This is a genomic window from Ruegeria sp. CDSC025 (assembly GCF_059610805.1).
In genome coordinates this window covers 40,648-59,991 of sequence record NZ_JBXWOJ010000021.1, presented here as the reverse complement: position 1 = coordinate 59,991, position 19,344 = coordinate 40,648, and the positions used below count along the sequence as shown (strand labels likewise).

Below are 19,344 nucleotides of genomic sequence, written 5' to 3'. Positions count from 1 at the left end.
ATCATATACCGTTACGCCGCTGACAGAGTGCTGTGATGCGATGTCCCAGGTTTGGGCAATGCTGTATTTTGGAACTGAAACAATGGCCACAAAAGTGCAAATGATCGCAATTACAACCGAGTTGGTTACGGACATTTTCTACAACCTTAGCATGATTGAGCATGTTAAAACCCAATCCTATTACGAGGTTTGAATGTCTAAGCTTGCCGTTATTCAAATTTGATCACGACTGGTGCTTTCGAGATACACAGCGAACAGACTACAATGCGCCTTCGTCGCCAAGGAACTCGATACCAGCTGTCGCGCCATCACTGTAGGCAATGCAATTCCACGGAGCGCGATCCTCACCAACGCCTACAGTGACTTGTGTTCCCGCCTCGCTAAACGCGGATGAGAGCACCACGACTTGCGAATTGTTTGTCGTGTTGGCTACATCCCGTAAACATGCCTGCTGAGCGGGCGTGAGGTCGGCGGACGCGCTGGACGTACTCGTGTCGTCGCAGGCTGCAAGCAATGCGAAACATGTCGCGCCTGCGATCATCACCTTCTTGTTAGTCATTTTCTTCTCCCTCTGGTTCCTTTGAAATTTGTGAAATTGGATGCGCATGTTTGAAGCTTTTGCGTCTGTGCAGCCAACAGAACACACCTCGATCCTTTGACTACCTTTCCCAAAAACTTGCCGCGGGGGGCTTGTGGGGCAGAACGACATTGCGTTGACTACCGAGACCGCCAACAACGCGTGATGGCCGAATGACGTCACTGGCAAAAGCTAGAGCGAACTTGGGAGAGAGGACGAGTACGTTAAGTCCGAGCATCGTGTTCTCCCAAGCCAGATTATTGTGAAGTGCCTTCCGACCGCCGGCACTCACTCCAGCAGTCGGAAGGGCCCAGTAGATCGGGCGACAGCGACAACAACGGAGGTAAAAAAAGTTGTGTCGAATTCGTATGTTCGAATATATTTTTTCATAAATCAACATTTTTTCCGCGCGTAAAACTCTTTACGCTCTCGTACGATAGGCTTCTGCTTTCAAACAAAAAGGTAAGTGGGAGTACCCAGAGGGGAGAGTGTGTTCTCCTGAGCGGCGAAATGTTTTGAGACCGCACAGAAACTGAGAAAGGAATGAAAGATGGGATTCGGTGAAGCAGTTAAAACGTGTTTCTCGAAATACTTCCAGTTCTCCGGGCGGGCTATACGCTCAGAATACTGGTGGTTCTTCTTGTTTGTGGTTCTCGTAAGTGCCGTTTTTGCCGGGTTGGATTCGATCCTGTTCGGGACAAACCCCGAAACAGGCCAAGGATCTCGGGTTCTGTCCTCTGTTTTTCAACTGGCCGTTCTCATTCCAATGCTAGCCGCCGGTTGGCGGAGGCTGCATGATACAGGACGACCTGGTTGGTACTTGCTGCTGCCGATGGCGCTCAGCATTACAACGCTTTTTGTTATGCTGGGTGGGGTGGCGTTCTTTTCGGTATTGGAGCAAGGGACCGAAAACCCCGATGCATTGCGAGGACCCGCGGCATTCCTGGGCTTGACCGGTATTGTCGTTTTCTCAATTCTGCAATTCGTTCTGTCCATTCTGATGATCTGGTGGCTGACACGACCTTCCCAAGAAGGCGCAAACGAATACGGCGCACCTGCTTCCTGACCTCGCTGTGGGGGCAACAGGTCGGAATCTCTGCTGAATGAAAGTGCAAACCGCAACACCATGGAGAGAGAAAATGAGTTTCAGACCGATTTCCATTGGAACGCTAATGATGGCAATGGCGACCACAGCATCGGCGGAGTGGTCGTTCAGTTCCGGGCCTAATCCCAATGCATTTATTCAGACCGGAAACATGACGCTAGAGCTTCAGTGTAACCGTATTCGCTTTGCTCCGGCTGGATTCGAGGACAGCCAGGACATTGCGGACAAGCAGGGGCTTTCCATTCGTTTTTTGAAGAACGGCACCACCGAGGTTGGGGCATTTCAGGTTGGCGCTGAAAACGCTGTGTTGCAGATCGTTGACAATTATCCCGTCGAGATCAGTTTCAATAGTCAGCAGGACTATGGTTTTGTATTGGACCAGCTTGCGGCCAATGCATCGGTTAATTTGTCGATGATTGATCAAGATGTCAGCTATGGAATCTTCGACTTAAAAGGTTCCAGCGCGGCAATTCGGTCCCTTCGTTCTGAATGTGCTTCGGATGCCAGCCAGGGAGCCTCCTACGAAGCACCCGAAGGCATCGTCTATTGTGGAGGCGGAGCGATAGAACGCGTGATCGAACCCATGATTTTGGAAAACCCGGAGGGGGAGTGGGACGCACGAGTAACGGTCAACGGCGAGTTAATCAGAGCCATGACGGCCTACAGTTACTTCGGAAACTCCGAGCCACCGGCCGGATTTGTCGTCGCCCTGCTTGGGGAAGACAGGTCCGAATTTCTGATTTTTAGCGAAGGCTCGGCAAACTGGCTGGAGTACGGGGACTACAGGTATGATCAGTGCAATTGATGCCACCCTCCAACCAGCTTCCCAAATAGTGCGCCAGTCGAAAGGTTTGGTTTCCGCGATTGTACTTGCTTCGGGCCTTGTTTGGACCTCACCAGCTGTCGCGGCTGATGTTTCGCAACTTCCGCCCGGTTTTGCGGGCCCGTGAGGCAGTATTGTCGAAGTCGATTATTATAAATGGGTTACCGCTGATGACCCAAGAAGGTATGGGGAGTCAGTGGCACTTCGACGATCTTGACGTCTACTACCAGAACTGTGTGACAGGCGGACCTGGTTTATTCGTAGTCCCGGTGCTTGACTAGCAGGGCTTTGCGGAGGCCGTACGACGAAAATTGGTACTGGAAATTGCGTCAGCGCCAGCAACAGGAGAGGTTATGAAGGCGCAATACACCTCACCCTCAGACTATGACTGCCTGATTGGCGAGAAGATCTGGGAACGGAACCAACAAATCTGGAGCGAACCCTAGAAGCGGCCTTTGCATCAACCACCCGAGGCTCGATACAAAAAGCCAGCAGCAATTATCTGAGGAAAACTAGTGTTCTGCGCTTTCAATAGAAATGCACAGATGGTGGTAGATCTTCGACGCAGTGTGAGTAGACAAACTTATTGACATCGATTTGCACGAACCGAGTGAAATTTGCACGCTTATGGTTAATTCGCAATCATAGAACGACAACAGGCTCTTGGGGCTAAACCCTCCGAGAAACTGGGGAGGTTTCGGGGGCATTTTGCGAAGCGCGGAACGAGGACAAAGGACGAGTGAGCACGGGGCATTTCTGACCGCTAGAGAGGCCGCTGCGAGACCACTAGAGACCCGCCCACTGGTGCTGAGACGACCGCTGGCGAGTCTCGTTCCGGGGGCTGACGGGGGTCGCTGGTGCTGGCGGGTTGGGGGTGTCCGCTACTCAAAAATAGACCCGACGCTTGGCCGGGTCAGTTGGTGACGGCGAGGATCGTCACTCCGTAATGTGGTGGTCAATAGTATTCTAGAAAGCGCCTCATTCTGCTTGTTGGGGCTTGCGCCTGACAAAGCGGGAGAAAAGCCGGCCGTCGGTTACAGCAAAGCCAAGGGCAATGATGGCGAACCCGACCCAAGCCTCTGGCTCCATCTTTTCACCCAGGAATGAAACGCCAAGGCCGATAGCGAACGGTGGAATCAGTAAGGTTACCAAAAGAAGGTTGGCAGCACCTGCGCGCGCAAGGATTGCGAAATAGAGAACATAGGCCAGTGCTGTTGATAGTGCGGCCATCCCAAGAAGCCCAGACCATACGCCAGAAGACAGAGCCAAGTTTGGGGGGCCATCCATCACGAGAACAATCGGGATCATAAGCACTGTGCTGCCGATCAGCATACCAAGCGCATTCACCAGCGGTGGTTGGCCCGAAAGAGCAGTCCTGCCCCATACACCGGCAAATGCATAAGAGAGCGTCGCCCCAAGAATAGCCAGCTGTGCCAGATTGCTCGGATTGAACTCGGTCAATGCGCTTGGCCCCATAATGAAGGCCACCCCCAAAATACCCAGTGCAGCACCTGCTATCTTCTTCGGAGTCAAGGGCTCGTCCTTAAGAAGCAAACCCGCCACGACCGCTGCAAACATTGCTGTCGTTGCATTTAGGATTGAAGCCAGCCCGCTGTCGATTTGCGTTTGCCCCCAGAAGATCAGCGAGAACGGAATGGCATTATTGAGCGCCCCCATTACGAGGTAAGCGCCCCATGTCCGAGGGGTGCGTGGAACACTCAGTCCTTTGAAAAAGACGATTAGCGCAAGAATAGGAACCGCCCAAAAAACCCTGTGCAATGTAATTGTAAGTGGTGGCACCTCTGACAGGGCTACCTCACCAAAAAAGAACGACCCGCCCCAAACCGCGGCGAGCAAAAGCAGCATGACGCTGGCTGTAAAATCCATTGCTGGCATGGGTTGGTTTGTCATGTCTTCTGCTTCCGTCACTAACTATTACCTAACGGATTAGCTTACGTGACCGCGACACCGCGACCCGTTTCTTGCGGAAATCCAATACAAAGCCAACTTTCATCTATCCAATTGTGAACGGCTGCGTTCACCTATCGGTGGAGTGCCTCAGCAATCATTTCTGCAAGCCTTTCGGGCTGATCTACGCTCGCCCAGTGAGTGGCGTTTTCGAGAATAATCCGATCGATCTTGTTTTCTTCCAGCCACCGGACGGTGCTGTCCGGACAGTTGTCAGGATTGTAGAGATAAATCACATTTGCCGCGCTTTGCAAAAGCTCGCCGGGCACGCAGCCTGCTGAAAAATGCCGTGCGTCGGTGCCGAGTTGCCACAGCGCCAGAGTATAGGCCTTCGATACTTCATTACGATACCGTCGGATGATTGGTGCCGTTTTCGCCATTTCATCAAGCCGCTCAAGAAACGCTGCACGAAACGCAACCGGATCACTGTAGTCCGCGGCAGTTCCAGAAAAATAGGCATCCTCGGCGGTGATATTACCCTCTAGAGAAATAATGGTTGTCAAAGGACAGTCGGCCCTTTTGGCGGCCAGGGAGGCTATGATTGAAGCAACCGAATGAGCGACAATGATCTCAGCTCCGTGCTTGATCGCTTTGTCGGCGACGGTTTGTGCAAGTGCTTCAAGAGTTGTTGCCTTTGCCAGAGGCTGAGCGCCAAATCCCGGAAGATTGATGGGTAGCAAACGATAGCTGTTGGCGAGGTGGGTGTCAGCCAAACCTTCAAACATGCTCGCATTGTCACCAAAGCCTGCAACACAGAGAATGGCGGGTCTTTCATCGTTCACTTGACTGGGGTGTTTGGTCATTTTGGCTTCCAGAGCATCGTATGCAGACATTAACACGGCTCCGCAGTATTCGACAATTTGGGCTCACTCCCTGGTTTCGCCGCCTGAAGCGCGAACTATGGCTCCTGATTTCCCAACGTCCGTGCATTGAACGACATGACACAAGATCAAAGACTTGCCCCGATCCTCCTATGGCCGGTCTCGATCAGCCGATCACAACGGTATTGCCGCGCGAGCAACGGGCCGAGCTGAGCCCAAAGCGGACTGAAATGTGCTCGCAAAAAATGAAGTGCGGCGATAGACATTCTCTTGCGTGGTCCAACCCATCACTAAATGCATTCACCGCCATCGATAACCAAGGCTTGCCCAGTCATAAAAGCGGATTCATCTGAAGCTAGATAGACGATCCCATGGCCAATCTCTTCAACTGTCGCCCACCGGCTCATAGGGATCGCCTGCTCGATGTAGCTTTCCAGTTTGGCACGGCCACCCATCTGCTTCTCGAAGCCTGCATTGAAGGGGGTGTCCACAAATCCTGGACAAAGGGCATTGAAACGGATTGCATGGACAGCGTAATCGGCTGCCATCTGCCGGACCATCGCAACAGCTGCGTGCTTTGTGGTCGCATAGGCGATCATACCCCGGTCGTATTGAACGCCAGAATTGGAAGCAGTGACGATCACGCTGCCTCCACCTTGTGATTTCATATGGGGGACGGCTGCACGCGCGGCAATGAAGTGGGCGCGGACGTTCAATGCCCAAGAAGCATCCATTCCAACCGGTTCCACTTCTTCCAGCGTTCCTTCGATCTGTAACCCAGCATGAGAGTGCAACACGTCAAGCCGACCGAAGTTTTTAACTGCTTCGTCTATGGTTTTGGTAAGGGCATCGTCATCGGTTACATCAAGCTGTAAGGCAGATGCTTGATTTCCCTGTGCAATGATCTCGGCCACAGTGGCGTCAGCAAGTGTTGCATCGCGATCCGTTACCATGACATGCGCACCCTCTTGCGCCATTGCCATTGAACCCGCCCGACCAATTCCTGATCCCGCGCCCGTCACGAGCGCGACTTTACCTGCAAGCCGCATGTCACTTGGCTCCTTTATTTAACTATTCGATTTTGAGGCGCCTCGGCGCAAAAGAAGTTGCGCTGTAACGAGAAGCAAGAGCGACGCGCCCATAACCATAGTGCCTATGGCATTGATCTCGGGCGTTACGCCGCGCCGGATGGATGAGAATATGTAGATTGGCAGGGTTGTTTCTGAGCCAGCTACGAAGAACGCGATGATGAAATCATCAAATGAGAAAGTGAAGCTGAGCAGGAAGCCCGCCAAAATTGCCGGGGCTATCAACGGCAGTGTCACCTGCCGAAAGGTGCCCCAGGGCGTCGCAAAGAGGTCCGCCGAAGCTTCCATGAGCGCGCGGTCCATACCCGATAGCCTTGCACGTACGATGATTATGACCAGCGCCATTGTGAACATGGTGTGCGCAGCGACAAGCGTGGGCATCCCCATGGAAAGTTGCGGGGGATTTGCTCCATCGGGCCATAGGCTGGCAAGAACTGGGTTAAGCCAGCCGAATACGGTAACCAAGGCAATGAGCGTCGCGATACCGATGACGATACCGGGTATCATTATCGCAACATAAATCATCGCGTCGAACAAAGTTCGGAGCCATCCCTTAACCCCTTGTAAAGCGATGGCAGCCATAGTTCCGAGAGTGGATGCGAGGCAAGCAGTTATGAATGCTGCAAGCAGACTGGTCTCGAGCGCGTCCATAACAAATGGGTTGTTGAGCGCTTTGCCATACCATTGGGTCGAGAAACCCATGAACTGGCTTGCGTGTCGTCCGGCATTGAAGCTGAAAAGCGCGATGATGCCGATGGGAATATAGAGAAAAAGGTAGACGCAAATCGCGTATAAGCGCATCGGATCCTCACATCAGCGAGACATCTTCGCGCTGGCCACCCAGACGCGAGATGAATTTCATGTAAATTGAGACAGTGACAAGCATTACGACAACCAGAGTCATTGCGACCGCCGATCCGTACGCCCAGTTTCGAGACTGCAGGAACAGGTCCACCAGCGCATTTCCGACGAAAAAGACCTTTCCGCCACCTAAGATCGCTGGGATCAGAAACTCGCCCATCAGCAAGATGAAGACCAGCATGCAGCCAGTTGCGATACCAGGTACCGACAAAGGAAGTGTCACCTGACGGAACGTACGCCATGGGGTAGAGCCGAGATCAGCCGAGGCTTCCAGAAGGCGTTTATCCAGTTTGTCCAAGCTCACAAAAATTGGGAAAACCATCAAAGGTAGATACCCATAGACAATCCCCACAAGCACGGCGAACGGCGTATTTATCAGGCGGACATCATCGATGCCGATCGACTCCAGTAAAGCGGGCAAGCCACGCCCCCCAAGGATGAAAATCCATGCGTATGACCGGATCAGGATCGATGTCCAGAACGGCACGATCACCAGGATCAACAGCGAAGTTCTCCACTTTGGTGAACAACGCACCGCAAGAAAGTAGGCGAGCGGGTAGGCAATTACCAACGCAGCGATAGTCCCCAGAGGTGCAAGGATCAAAGTGTTCTTAAACGCCGTCCATCGCGCAGGAAGGTTGGCATATTGTTCCAACGTGAACGCTGGAACATAGCCTCCGGCGGCACCCCGTTCGCCAAAGGAAAAGACGAAGACGACCAGCAGAGGAAGGGCAAGCATTACCAAAAGCCATATTCCTGCCGGTGCCAGCAACAGTGCTTTTCTGCCTCGTTCGGTCATATTGTCCTCGTCTTTTCCGATATTGGCGGCCTTGCCGCTTAGGCCGACTTGAAGCGGGCGAGCAACTCGGCACGGTTTGGATCGGTTAGCGTAGCCGCCGCGCCGAACTCGAGCGCACTCAGAAGGTCAGCTGCCGGATAAAGGATCGGATCTTCCAGCAATTCCTTCGGCAGCAACGCATTGGTGCGAGCATCAGCCGATGGATAGCCATGAGCGAGGACTTCTTTCGCATTAACTTCCGGGTTCAGCAGGAAGTCGATCAAGGCATAAGCGGCATCCATATGGGGTGCGCCCTTAGGAATAGCGTAGTAGTCGGACCAGAGTTCACCGCCCTCAGCTCCCAGAACGTAGGCGATTTCAGGCATGTCGACATTCATCTGCTTGCCGTCACCTGTCCAGCACATCGTCATCCAGGCGTCACCGTTACGCATCGGTGGCTGATAGTCCGACGAGATTGCAAACAGATGCGGTTTAGCATCCAGCAACAATTTCTCGGCATCGGCCAGTTCCTTCTCATCGACCGAGTTGAAGGAGTAGCCGAAGTATTTCAGGGCATTACCGATGGTGGTGAGTTGGTAATCATGCACCATTGTCCGACCTGAGTAACCTTCCATAGTAAGGTCCCAGAACTCTTTCCATGTGGTTGGAGTCGGAGCGCCGTCAAGCTTGCTAGTATTCACTGCAAAGCCGGTCGTGCCCCAGTTTTTCGGCACCGCGTAAAGTTGGCCATCGACAGAGCCGGCATCCGAAAAGCGTTGTTCGAATGAACCTGCGTCGTAGTTTGGCAGTTTGGACGTATCGAGCGGGATGATCAGATCTTCGCCCACATACGTAGTGATCGTGTAGTTCGTCGGTACGAAAACGTCCCAACCAGACCCACCTGCCTGCAGTTTTGCCAACATCTCTTCGTTCGAGCCAAAAACATTGACCTGAACATGAGCGCCAGTGGCTTCCGTGAAGGCTTCGAAGTTCATCTCGTCATGGTAGTTCGGCCACGTGGCGAGGATCACTCGGTCGCCAATGTCTCCGGCAGCAAATGCCGGGCGTGGACGCAACCCAGGCATAGCCGTGCCCAGAACGGCCGTTGCCATCCCAAGACCTGTCACGCCCAAAAAATGTCGCCGTGTGACCGAACCCTTTTGGTACCGGCGAAGCTCTTCCATGAACTTTTGCTTGGAAATAGTCCCATTATCCTTGGTCATTGTGAACCTCTCTGTTGTTGGATTGCGGGATTTGTTAATTTTCCAGGATCAGCAGTGCGCCTTCGCCCCATGAAACAAAGGCCTGCTCTCCCGCATTGAACGTCCCCTCGTTCAATTCCGCTTGCCTTGGCACAAGTACGTGGAAATCACCCAGTGCTTCGTTGCGCGCAAGGTATTCTGTGTGCTCCCCAAGGAAGATCCGATTTTGAATGGTAACTGGCAGAGCGATTTCAGCTGCGGGTAGCGCGCGGGTCAGCGTGATCTGTTCAGGGCGGATACTGACGCACACTACCTGCCCTACATCGATTGGGATCTCCGGAGTTCCGTGCACCTTTTGGCCACTCGCTAAACGCACAGTGATTTGCTCGGCTGCTGCGTCAGTTACGGTTGCATCAAAGAAATTCGAGGTGCCTACAAATCCTGCCACATAGCGGCTGCGGGGCATGTCATAGAGTTCACGTGGGCTGCCTACCTGCACAATACTGCCGCCTTCCATCACACAAATTCGGTCGGACATTGAAAGCGCTTCTTCTTGGTCGTGCGTGACGAGGACAAAAGTTATTCCTAGTTGTCGTTGCAGGTTCTGCAGTTCAAACTGCATTTCTTTTCGAAGCTTTCGATCCAGAGCAGCCATTGGTTCATCGAGCAGCAAAAGCTTGGGCTCGTTTACGATCGCACGCGCCAAAGCGACGCGTTGCTGCTGACCACCAGACATCTCCCAGATGCGACGTGGGCCAAATCCACCAAGACGGACAGTTTCCAGCGCTTGCTCAACCTTTGTCGCGATTGTTTGTTTGTCTACGCGTGGTCGTTGTTGGCGCAGGCCGTACGCGATGTTGTCGAACACACTCAGGTGAGGAAAAAGAGCGTAGTGCTGAAACACCATGTTGACTGGGCGATGGTGCGCATCCAAGTCGTTGACGACTTCTCCATCGAGCAACACCTGACCTTCGGTTGGCTTCTCGAAACCTGCCAGCATTCTAAGTGCAGTGGTTTTGCCGCAACCAGATGGGCCTAAGAATGACAGGAACTCTCCTTTCCCAATGGAAAGATTCAGGTCTTTGGCAGCGACCACATTCCCGAAGGTCTTGGTCACTCCTCGGAGTTCCGCAATCGTCTGCATGGTGACGCTCATGTCAAAGCTCATATACTGCCGTTTTCCTTTTGCTTGATTTTTTGGCATTTACTGGCATACCACTCAAACAAGGAAAAAGTAACAATAACTCGGAATAACTGTATATACCACAATTGGGGTATAGGGGTGCTTTTCGAAAATCTGGAGCTGCGTGTGTACGATTGGATGGAGGAGGCCGGCAGGGTCGTGGAGAAGATCGGAACCCCAGAGTTTCCCTGTGTTTTGGCAGATGGCTTACGGCAGGTCGCGCCATTCGATTTTACTGTAGTGTTTGGCCATGTCGGAACCGAAGCACCAATAGACCTTCACGACGATTTCCCCAAAAGCAAACGGCGTATTTTTGTTGAGGACTACCAAGCCGGGCCCTACGTACTTGATCCATTTTTTTTGGCCGCGACAAAACCGATAACACCGGGTCTGTACCGCATGCGCGATATCGCACCGGACAGGTTCTATCAGGGCGAATACTATCGCAGCTATTACAAAAGGACTGGGTTAGCAGAGGAGATTGGCTACTTTATCGATATCCCAGGCGCTGGGATGGTTGTGGTCTCGCTCATGCGAGCAGAGAAGCCTTTTTCCGCCAAGGAAATTCGCCATTTGCACGCTCTATGGCCGCTCGTTCGGGCAGCCTGTTGCAAACATTGGAGTGACTTTCCATCGATGGCCCGCGGCGGCGCAGCGAATGGCGTTAGTCGTCGCGTCGATCTAGCATTCCAGGCATTTGGCGATGGCGTTCTGACACCACGAGAACGAGAAGTTGTTGAGTTCACATTGAAGGGCCATTCGGCAGAAGCTGTCGGCACAATTCTCGGCATCTCTCCAGGCACAGTCCGCATCCACAGACGCAACATTTACGCGAAACTTAGGATCAATTCGCAGGGTGAGCTTTTTTCAAAGTTCATTGAAAAGGCACTTTAAAAGGTTCCTTGAACACCCACTTTGTCCGTATTGTCGACCTTGCTACCGTGTGATCCGGAACGCCCCAACTCTACCTGAGGCGGCAACTGATATCGAAAAGGACGTGGCATTACTTGCTCGGCAGATCAGCAAGTGGGTTGTCCGCTATAAAAATCAGTTCTATCTACCTGAACGTCCCTCACATCCTCTGTCGCAGGCGGAGGCCAAACGTATCTGCTTGGGTAGGATGCGGAGCAACTACCCCACGATGGAGTTTACTCCAGGCCATGTGCGAGCGGTGTTTCAGCGGGCTTTCGAAGAAATCCACGATGATCCTAGCCAGAATGTTCGGATATGGAACGGAACTACGAAATGCCGCCCCGACATCAAAGAGCCGATCATACCTGAGGGCGATACAGTTGCTCTCAACGCTTGGAATGAACCGGCCTATCGCGACCTTGCAGTGGCCGACGCTGACACGACTATGTTCGATCGGTTTCTTGAGCGTATCTTCGGCCACGAGGCTGACCGCCGCGTCGTCAAGGATTGGGTTTCGTGGGGTCTTCAGAATGAGGCTGAGAAACTAGCTTGGGCTTTGTTCTTTTACTCCCGATATAAAGGGACAGGTAAATGCACCCTCTGCACCCTGATCACCAAGCTGTTCGGGGAAGAAAACTCGATCACGCAAAACAGCGTTGCCAAGCTGACCGGGAAGTTCAACAAGCCGATTCCGGACAGTAAGCTTGTGGTATCAGAGGAACTTCAACTGAAGCCGGATTCAGGTCGCTGGTGGACGGGTGAGAGGTTCGGTTGGTTATGACCGCCGTGATAACCTTGAGGATGAGCGTGACCGGCAGGCGAACGGGGTCGATTGGGATATGCTATAGACCTGTGGCTATGCAGAAACCTCGACTTCGGAACAGCTAACCCGTTCCTCCCGCAACGTGGGAGGGGCACCCCCGCAGAACCCGCTATGATTGTTAACGGGTGGTTCGGGTGGCTGGGGCATAAACGGGGGCATTTCTCGGAGGGTTTAGCCCCAAGAGCCTGTTGTCGTTCTATGATCTGATGAACTGGCTGGGGTGGTAGGATTCGAACCTACGATACACAGTACCAAAAACTGCTGCCTTACCACTTGGCTACACCCCAACGGTGAGGCGCTATCTACGATTGTTGTTGGTAGGGTTCAAGAGCTTTCAGGCAAAAAAATTAGGCCAGTTATAAAAAAAATTCAGAGCATCTTTCACGGGTCATGTTAGCAGCACCTCTTCCTGCCCGAAGGTGTTGAACATGGTTTGACGGCAACGGCTGTGAATTGGCTCTTCCGCCAAAGAAGCATGACTCTGCGGACAGATGTTGAACGGCTGGGCCGGGCGAGGATTCGTCTGGCAGGCGGACAGGAAGCAGGTTTTCGATTGGTTTAACGAGGGCGAGTGGCAGTCGCGAATGTGGTCTTTCTGGCGCTGCACCCCTTTGTTGCGCCTCCTGCTTACGTAGGGCCGCCCAATGCCGAAGCAGATAACAAGAATAAGCAAGTTCGAGAGTGGCGGATCGGGAACTTCATTGCCGGTTGCTCTGAGATCAGCGCTACTCGCGAATCTCTGAGGGATCGACGCCCCAAAGGTTGGATTTCAGGGCCCAGCCACGATATCCACCTGCAGAGATGCGACACCACTCGATCGTGCAGGTTCCAAGCCGCGCGACAACGCCGGTTTCAAACCGCGCACTGACCTGCGAGTTTGGGTCCGGGTTGGAATAGACCGGCAGCAAGTCGGATTCGATTAGTACTGTGCGAACGCCAGACAACAAGGCGTAATGGACCCAACCCCCTGCGCCATCGCGGTCCTGAACCTTTCTCCAGTTGCCATATTCCGCCGTCACCTGCAAAGGCATCCCGCGCCGTTTGAACACCCAGTCGATTCGATGCGACAGGGATGGTCCTCTGCGCACGTTTCCCTCGGCCGCTTTCATGGAAACATACCGTGGCAAAGGCAGATTCGTGACTTGGCCGCGCTTATCCTGTGCGCTGGCCACAAAGGGACCAAGCACAAGCAAAATTACTGAAAAAAGCGCCAGAATCCGGCGATTTACTGGTAGGAGAACACTCACTGACAGTCTGCTCTTATGCCTGTTAATTTTGCTTCGAAAAAAGGTTGGATCAATGCCCAGGGGTTCTTGTGCCCCGCCTTATCCTGCGCCACGATGCCATGACGCGCGAAAGTTTGCAAAGCAGTGGGAGTACACAGGTGCCTAGAGAACGTCTGAGTGTTGTCGTTACGCGACGGTTGCCCGAGGCTGTTGAAACCCGATTGAGCGAGCTTTTCGATGTCCGGTTGCGTGCGGACGACGCACCCATGACCCGAGAAGAGCTTGTAGCGGCCGTACAAGAAGCGGATGTACTTGTACCAACGGTTACAGACTCGATTGATGGCGGATTGCTGGGGCGGGCGGGTGAAAGGCTGCGACTGATCGCTAACTATGGGGCAGGGGTTGACAATATCGATGTCGCAACCGCCCGTCAGCGCGGCATCCTTGTGTCGAATACGCCCGGAGTGCTGACCGACGATACTGCGGATATGACCATGGCGCTGATATTGGCCGTGACCCGCCGCATCCCCGAGGGGCTGTCCGTCATGCAAAAAGGGGACTGGCAAGGATGGTCACCCAACGCGTTGCTGGGTGGGCGGATCGGTGGGCGGCGTCTTGGCATTTTGGGGATGGGCCGGATTGGTCAGGCGGTTGCCCGTCGTGCCAGTGCCTTCGGAATGCAGATACATTACCACAACCGTCGTAGGTTGAGACCGGAGACAGAGCAAGAGCTTGAGGCGACCTATTGGGAAAGCCTTGATCAGATGGTCGCACGGATGGATGTGATCTCGGTCAACTGCCCGTCTACGCCTTCGACTTTCCACCTGATGAATGCCCGGCGGCTAAAGCTGATGAAGCCGAGTGCAGTGCTCGTCAATACGTCACGTGGCGAAGTGGTCGATGAAAACGCGCTAACCCGCCAAATCCGGTCAGGCGATATCGCAGGTGCAGGTCTTGACGTTTATGAACACGGAACGAAGGTGAACCCTCGCCTACGGCAGTTGCCGAACGTGGTTCTGTTGCCGCATATGGGATCTGCCACGCTTGAGGGGCGGATCGAAATGGGCGAAAAAGTTATCATAAATATCAAGACATTCGAAGACGGCCACCGACCACCGGACCAGGTTGTTCCGTCCATGTTATAGTACGCGGCTTGGTGGCCGGACGATACAAAGTCAATTTTTCAGGAGGATACTATGAAACGAAGTCTGATTTCGGGATTGCTTTTGGCAACCATGACCTTTGCCGGGCCGTTGGCCTCTCAGGAAGCTGCGGATGCGGTTGCACCTGAGGGTGGTACTGACGGGCTGGTTCAAGGCCTGACCGCAGAAGTCATAGCCTCACTCGAAGCGAAATTGGCCGGTGAACCCGTGACGTCGCAGAACTGGATGGTGGCCGCGGCCAACCCTCTGGCGGTTGAGGCCGGGGCCAAGGTGCTGCGGGCAGGCGGTTCGGCGGCTGATGCGATGGTTGCCGTGCAGGTTGTACTTGGTTTGGTCGAGCCGCAATCCTCAGGCCTTGGTGGTGGTGCATTTCTGGTCTGGTATGATGCGGCCTCTGGCAAGCTGACAACACTGGACGGACGTGAATCCGCCCCGCTTGAGGCCACTCATCGTCTGTTTCAGGACGAGAATGGCGAACCGCTGAAATTCTTTGATGCGGTTGTCGGGGGACTTTCTGTCGGCACACCCGGCACCCCGGCTTTGTTGGAAGAGGCGCATCGCCGCTGGGGCCGCAGTCCGTGGCCCGGCCTGTTTTCTGACGGCATTACGTTGGCTGATGAGGGTTTTTTGGTTTCCCCTCGATTGGCCAGCCTTGTTGAGAATGACGCGGAACGCCTGTCGCGATTTCCCGAGACAGCCGCGTATTTCCTGCCGGAAGGACAGCCGCTTGCACAGGGGCAGCGGTTGACGAACCCGGCCTATGCGGAAACGCTGCGCATCATGGCTGCGGAAGGATCAGCTGGATTCTACGGAGGAGAGATTGCCGCCGGGATCGTCAGCGCGGTTCGCAGCGCGCCTGGGAATCCGGGCGTGCTGTCTGGTACAGATCTGGCGCTTTATCAGGTCATCGAACGTGACCCCGTCTGCGCCACCTACCGCGTTTATGAAGTCTGCGGAATGGGCCCGCCATCCTCAGGGGCGCTGACGGTCGGGCAGATTCTGGGCATGTTGAACGGCTATGATCTGGCAGCGTCAGGCCCCGAAAATATCAGATCCTGGCGGCTGATCGGGGATGCTTCGCGTTTGGCTTTTGCCGACCGTGGGCGCTATATGGCTGACCATGATTTTGTCCCGATGCCGACACAGGGGCTGGTCGATCCTGCCTATTTGTCCGAACGGGGCGCGTTGCTGAGCGGTGAGGCCGCATTGATCGACGCCGTTCCGGGGAATCCCGAATTTGACCATGCCTCGAACTGGGCGGATGATATCTCGCTGGAACTTCCGTCGACCTCGCATATTTCGATCGTGGACCAGTATGGCAATGTGCTGTCCATGACCACGACGATCGAAAACGGCTTTGGATCGCGGCTGATGACCAACGGGTTCTTGCTGAACAATGAGCTGACGGATTTCTCGTTCAAAACCCACAGTGATGGCGTTCCGATTGCCAACCGTCTGGAACCGGGCAAACGCCCGCGCTCATCCATGAGCCCGACCATTGTGATGCAGGACGGTGCACCGGTTCTGGCCATCGGATCGCCGGGTGGAAGCCGGATTATCGGCTATGTTGCCAAGTCGATCATCGCCTGGGCAGATTGGGATATGGATGTGCAACAGGCCTTGGCACTGCCGCATCTGGTCAATCGTTTCGGCACGTTCGACGTGGAACAGGGCACCGGGGCCGAAGGGCTTTCGGATGCGCTGACCGAACTTGGCTATGAGGTCAACGCGCGTGATCTGACATCAGGTCTTCATGCCATCGAGATCGGGGACATGCTGACAGGCGGTGCCGATCCGCGACGTGAGGGCATTGCGCTGGGCGAATAGTCTAGCGGCCAGTCAGAAAGGGAAAGCATGGTGCAAGCAAAGTCGCTTCGGCGAAACGAGGCGGGGATTGAAACGGTCGTCGGCATTCTGAAACAGCAATTCGGCGACCGTTTGCAAACGGGTCAGGCGATCCGCGAGCAGCACGGGCATACGACCACATGGATCGAAAACCAGCCCCCTGATGCAGTGGTGTTTCCGCATTCGACCCAGGAAGTCTCGGAAATCGTCAAGGCCTGCGCCACGCATAAGGTCCCTGTGATTGCCTTTGGCACCGGAACCTCGCTGGAAGGGCATGTGAACGCGCCAGCCGGTGGCATTTCGGTTGATCTGTCTCAGATGAACAAGGTACTGGCCGTTCATTCCGGTGATTTGGATTGTGTCGTGCAACCAGGTGTAACGCGAGAGGAGCTGAACACTCATCTGCGTGATCAGGGTCTGTTCTTTCCGATTGATCCCGGTGCGAACGCCTCGCTGGGCGGTATGGCGGCGACCCGTGCCTCGGGAACCAATGCGGTGCGCTATGGCACGATGAAGGACAATATCCTTAGCCTTGAGGCCGTGATGCCGGACGGGCAAATCATCCGGACCGGGCAGCGGGCCAGAAAGTCGTCGGCCGGGTATGACTTGACCCGCCTGATGGTAGGCGCAGAGGGCACGCTGGGCATCATCACAGAACTCACTCTGCGTCTGCAAGGCATCCCCGAAGCGATCACCTCGGCGCGTTGTGTTTTTCCTTCTGTCGACGCGGCATGTCAGGCTGTAATGATGACGATCCAGTACGGCGTTCCCGTGGCCCGGATCGAGTTGTTGGACGAGGTGTCGGTGAAGGCCGCAAACGCCTATTCGGGACTGGCCTTACCGGAAACCCCGCTTTTGCTATTGGAGTTTCATGGATCGACTGGTGGTGCGGTCGAGCAGGCTGAGACATTTGGTCAGATCGCCGAAGAGTTCGGCGGCACAGATTTCGCGGCCACTTCGACAACCGAAGAACGCAACAAACTCTGGCAGGCACGCCATGATATGTATTGGGCCAGCTTGCAGTTGCGCCCGGGTGCGCGGGGCATATCAACCGATGTTTGCGTACCGATCTCGCGACTGGCAGAATGCGTGACTGCGACCCGAAACAAGGCCAAGGAACTTGGGCTTTTGGCGCCGATTGTCGGGCATGTAGGGGACGGTAATTTTCACACCTTGCTGTTGATCGACATGGAAAACGCCGACGAAGTGGCCAAAGCGGACGGGTTTGTTGGGTGGTTGAATAACCTTGCGATCGAGATGGAGGGAACCTGTACCGGGGAACATGGGATCGGGCAAGGAAAGCGGTCATACCTGGCCAAGGAGCTAGGGGCAGCGCTGACCTTTATGGAGGCGGTGAAAAAGGCGCTTGATCCCGACAATATCATGAACCCTGGAAAAATATTTCCGGCTCGGGACGGGTAAAAACCGCGCGGATTATTCCGTATCTAGGCCACAAGGATGCCTCAATTTTCAAAGATTCTGCGCGAAATAAGCAGTGAATGAATATTGAGGTAATTTGATGGACGCGTTGCGGCTGATCGGGTTTACGCTGATTGTTGGATTGGTTGTTGCCGGGCTGGATTACTACCAGCAGGATAAGAAACACGAAGGTACGCTGTCGGCAAACGGCTATGTGGAAACGCTCAAAACGCGGTTCGCCCTTTATCATGAAGAACTGGATGCCGAAGCGGCAGAACGCGACCGCCAGAAGCGTTGGCGCGCAGGGGGCAAGCCCTATATGCCGGTCCCGGATTCAGAGCTTTCGCGTCGGGCAATAATGGACAGTGACTTCACGCTCGATGCGCGTGAAGGGGGGGGCTTGAAATCAGTCAGTGAGGCCGCGCGCCCGCTTGCCAGTAAGGTGGCCGTTCAAAAAGCTGAAATACAGGCCAAAAAACTGGATAAGGCAGGCTGGGTTTATGAAAAGGCTGGTCACACTTACTGGATTGAGATCAAACTGCGGCAGGAGGCTTCCGCGGATTCACTTGCGGGCAATATCGCAAGATCGATCGACTCGATGGATTTCGGCGCCAGCAATTATGCTCCGTTCGGTGTGATCGGGGGCGTTGCCTATTTTCAGTTCGTCGAAGCAGAGTACAGCCCGATCCATCTCGATGTCCGTAAAGTCTGGTCTATGATCACTGCCAAAGTGACGGATCTGACACAGCCGGTTGGGTTCCAGATCTATACGGGCACCCTGGGTCTGGGTGAGGAAATACGTGTTGAGATGTACACAGATGCCCCGGAGCAGGATGTGCGCATATTCCTCAGCCAGCTTGACTATGATGGGATGAACGTGTTGCTTAGCCGGCCGGTGCCTGGTGTAGGAAACGAGGCGGTTACCGACCCGGATGGCGGCATAAAGCGCGCCTTGCAAATGGCCGAAGTCCGGGCCGAGTTCACCCGGCTGCGCAGCGAGATTGCTCAGTTGCGGATCGAAAACATCAACGGGTTGGCCTTGCTTGCCAATACAATGGCGGCACAACACGGGTTGCCATCTGATGCTTTCGATCTGACGGCAAACAAAATCCAATCCCCGGATGATTTGATCCAGATCGGGTATCGCAAAGGGTTGGCTGGCCTGGAAATTGAAAACGCAGATGCGGATGGATCAGGCGGCAGTGTTTTTGGGCGACTTTTCGGGAAGCTAACGGGTGGGTCGGAAGAAAAAGAGGTCGAACCGAAAAGCTCGAGCGGTTTGTTCGGCGGCCTGAAGTCGTTTTTTAAAGGTTCAGAAACTGCCGATGCTTCTGGGAAACGTGTGAACGAAGCATCCGAGATTCGTGTGAACAAGGGTGGAGCAGGGTCTTCGGGCAAATGCGCCTTCAAAGATGCGCGCAAGACCTGCTCGCTGTCTGGCGGCTGAGAAAGTTCAAAACTTTTAGGAAAAACGACCCCCAGATGTCTGAGGGTCGTTTTTTTTATATCACTGGTCGGATGAATGTCGCGCGGTGGGCGCTGATTGCGCC

The 19,344-nt window shown here is 54.3% G+C and carries 19 protein-coding genes and 1 tRNA gene; 10 read left to right on the top strand and 10 right to left on the bottom strand.

Annotated features, from left to right (window positions below; all coding sequences use genetic code 11):
* Positions 1 to 193: hypothetical protein (locus AC2FH8_RS19795; RefSeq protein ID WP_496690552.1), on the top strand; the 193-nt coding region annotated here is incomplete at its 5' end.
* Positions 194 to 259: 66 nt separating this feature from the next.
* Here the strand turns inward: AC2FH8_RS19795 and AC2FH8_RS19790 are convergent.
* Positions 260 to 559, bottom strand: coding sequence for a hypothetical protein (locus tag AC2FH8_RS19790; RefSeq protein ID WP_281996073.1), 300 nt, complete (start codon positions 557 to 559; stop codon positions 260 to 262).
* A gap of 568 nt (positions 560 to 1,127) precedes the next feature.
* Between AC2FH8_RS19790 and AC2FH8_RS19785 the strand changes: the two genes are divergently transcribed.
* From AC2FH8_RS19785 to AC2FH8_RS19775, 3 genes are all read left to right on the top strand, one after another.
* Positions 1,128 to 1,643: a DUF805 domain-containing protein gene (locus AC2FH8_RS19785; protein WP_496690551.1), complete on the top strand. Its 516-nt coding sequence runs from the start codon at positions 1,128 to 1,130 to the stop codon at positions 1,641 to 1,643.
* A 73-nt stretch (positions 1,644 to 1,716) separates the two neighbouring features.
* The gene (locus AC2FH8_RS19780; protein WP_496690550.1) at positions 1,717 to 2,487 is read left to right on the top strand and encodes a hypothetical protein; all 771 of its coding nucleotides are present in this window, start codon (positions 1,717 to 1,719) and stop codon (positions 2,485 to 2,487) included.
* 107 nt (positions 2,488 to 2,594) lie between these two features.
* The gene (locus tag AC2FH8_RS19775) at positions 2,595 to 2,786 is read left to right on the top strand and encodes a DUF1194 domain-containing protein (protein WP_425595613.1); all 192 of its coding nucleotides are present in this window, start codon (positions 2,595 to 2,597) and stop codon (positions 2,784 to 2,786) included.
* A gap of 697 nt (positions 2,787 to 3,483) precedes the next feature.
* Here AC2FH8_RS19775 and AC2FH8_RS19770 read toward each other — a convergent pair.
* The 7 genes from AC2FH8_RS19770 to AC2FH8_RS19740 form a co-directional block, all read right to left on the bottom strand.
* On the bottom strand, positions 3,484 to 4,416 hold the full coding sequence (locus tag AC2FH8_RS19770) for a DMT family transporter (protein WP_496690549.1): 933 nt from the start codon (positions 4,414 to 4,416) through the stop codon (positions 3,484 to 3,486).
* A gap of 131 nt (positions 4,417 to 4,547) precedes the next feature.
* Positions 4,548 to 5,306, bottom strand: a complete 759-nt coding sequence (locus tag AC2FH8_RS19765; protein ID WP_496690548.1) for an alpha/beta fold hydrolase — start codon at positions 5,304 to 5,306, stop codon at positions 4,548 to 4,550.
* A 278-nt stretch (positions 5,307 to 5,584) separates the two neighbouring features.
* Entirely contained in the window at positions 5,585 to 6,343 is a 759-nt protein-coding gene (locus AC2FH8_RS19760; RefSeq protein ID WP_142638985.1) for an SDR family NAD(P)-dependent oxidoreductase, read from the bottom strand.
* 18 nt (positions 6,344 to 6,361) lie between these two features.
* Positions 6,362 to 7,183 (bottom strand): ABC transporter permease, encoded by an 822-nt coding sequence (locus AC2FH8_RS19755; RefSeq protein ID WP_142638984.1) that lies wholly within the window; start codon positions 7,181 to 7,183, stop codon positions 6,362 to 6,364.
* A gap of 7 nt (positions 7,184 to 7,190) precedes the next feature.
* Positions 7,191 to 8,042: an ABC transporter permease gene (locus AC2FH8_RS19750; protein WP_142638982.1), complete on the bottom strand. Its 852-nt coding sequence runs from the start codon at positions 8,040 to 8,042 to the stop codon at positions 7,191 to 7,193.
* A gap of 38 nt (positions 8,043 to 8,080) precedes the next feature.
* Complete coding sequence (locus AC2FH8_RS19745; protein ID WP_142638980.1) at positions 8,081 to 9,244, bottom strand: ABC transporter substrate-binding protein; 1,164 nt, start codon at positions 9,242 to 9,244, stop codon at positions 8,081 to 8,083.
* Between the two features lie 34 nt (positions 9,245 to 9,278).
* Positions 9,279 to 10,391, bottom strand: coding sequence for an ABC transporter ATP-binding protein (locus AC2FH8_RS19740; protein WP_142638978.1), 1,113 nt, complete (start codon positions 10,389 to 10,391; stop codon positions 9,279 to 9,281).
* Between the two features lie 153 nt (positions 10,392 to 10,544).
* Between AC2FH8_RS19740 and AC2FH8_RS19735 the strand changes: the two genes are divergently transcribed.
* Together AC2FH8_RS19735 and AC2FH8_RS19730 are read left to right on the top strand one after the other, a co-directional pair.
* The gene (locus AC2FH8_RS19735) at positions 10,545 to 11,300 is read left to right on the top strand and encodes a helix-turn-helix transcriptional regulator (RefSeq protein WP_496690547.1); all 756 of its coding nucleotides are present in this window, start codon (positions 10,545 to 10,547) and stop codon (positions 11,298 to 11,300) included.
* Positions 11,301 to 11,526: 226 nt separating this feature from the next.
* The gene (locus tag AC2FH8_RS19730; protein WP_496690546.1) at positions 11,527 to 12,099 is read left to right on the top strand and encodes a primase-helicase family protein; all 573 of its coding nucleotides are present in this window, start codon (positions 11,527 to 11,529) and stop codon (positions 12,097 to 12,099) included.
* 254 nt (positions 12,100 to 12,353) lie between these two features.
* On the opposite strand, the gene AC2FH8_RS19725 is transcribed toward AC2FH8_RS19730, so the two are convergent.
* A tRNA-Gln gene (locus AC2FH8_RS19725) sits at positions 12,354 to 12,428 on the bottom strand.
* Between the two features lie 438 nt (positions 12,429 to 12,866).
* Complete coding sequence (locus tag AC2FH8_RS19720) at positions 12,867 to 13,388, bottom strand: SH3 domain-containing protein (protein ID WP_142638974.1); 522 nt, start codon at positions 13,386 to 13,388, stop codon at positions 12,867 to 12,869.
* Between the two features lie 137 nt (positions 13,389 to 13,525).
* On the opposite strand from AC2FH8_RS19720, the gene AC2FH8_RS19715 reads away from it, so the two are divergent.
* The 4 genes from AC2FH8_RS19715 to AC2FH8_RS19700 all read left to right on the top strand — a co-directional run bounded on the left by AC2FH8_RS19715 (position 13,526) and on the right by AC2FH8_RS19700 (position 19,241).
* The gene (locus tag AC2FH8_RS19715; protein WP_281973630.1) at positions 13,526 to 14,512 is read left to right on the top strand and encodes a 2-hydroxyacid dehydrogenase; all 987 of its coding nucleotides are present in this window, start codon (positions 13,526 to 13,528) and stop codon (positions 14,510 to 14,512) included.
* A 51-nt stretch (positions 14,513 to 14,563) separates the two neighbouring features.
* Positions 14,564 to 16,357, top strand: a complete 1,794-nt coding sequence (ggt, locus tag AC2FH8_RS19710; RefSeq protein WP_496690545.1) for a gamma-glutamyltransferase — start codon at positions 14,564 to 14,566, stop codon at positions 16,355 to 16,357.
* A gap of 27 nt (positions 16,358 to 16,384) precedes the next feature.
* On the top strand, positions 16,385 to 17,797 hold the full coding sequence (locus AC2FH8_RS19705) for an FAD-binding oxidoreductase (protein ID WP_496690544.1): 1,413 nt from the start codon (positions 16,385 to 16,387) through the stop codon (positions 17,795 to 17,797).
* A gap of 97 nt (positions 17,798 to 17,894) precedes the next feature.
* Positions 17,895 to 19,241: a hypothetical protein gene (locus tag AC2FH8_RS19700; protein ID WP_496690543.1), complete on the top strand. Its 1,347-nt coding sequence runs from the start codon at positions 17,895 to 17,897 to the stop codon at positions 19,239 to 19,241.
* The last annotated feature ends 103 nt before the right edge of the window (positions 19,242 to 19,344 follow it).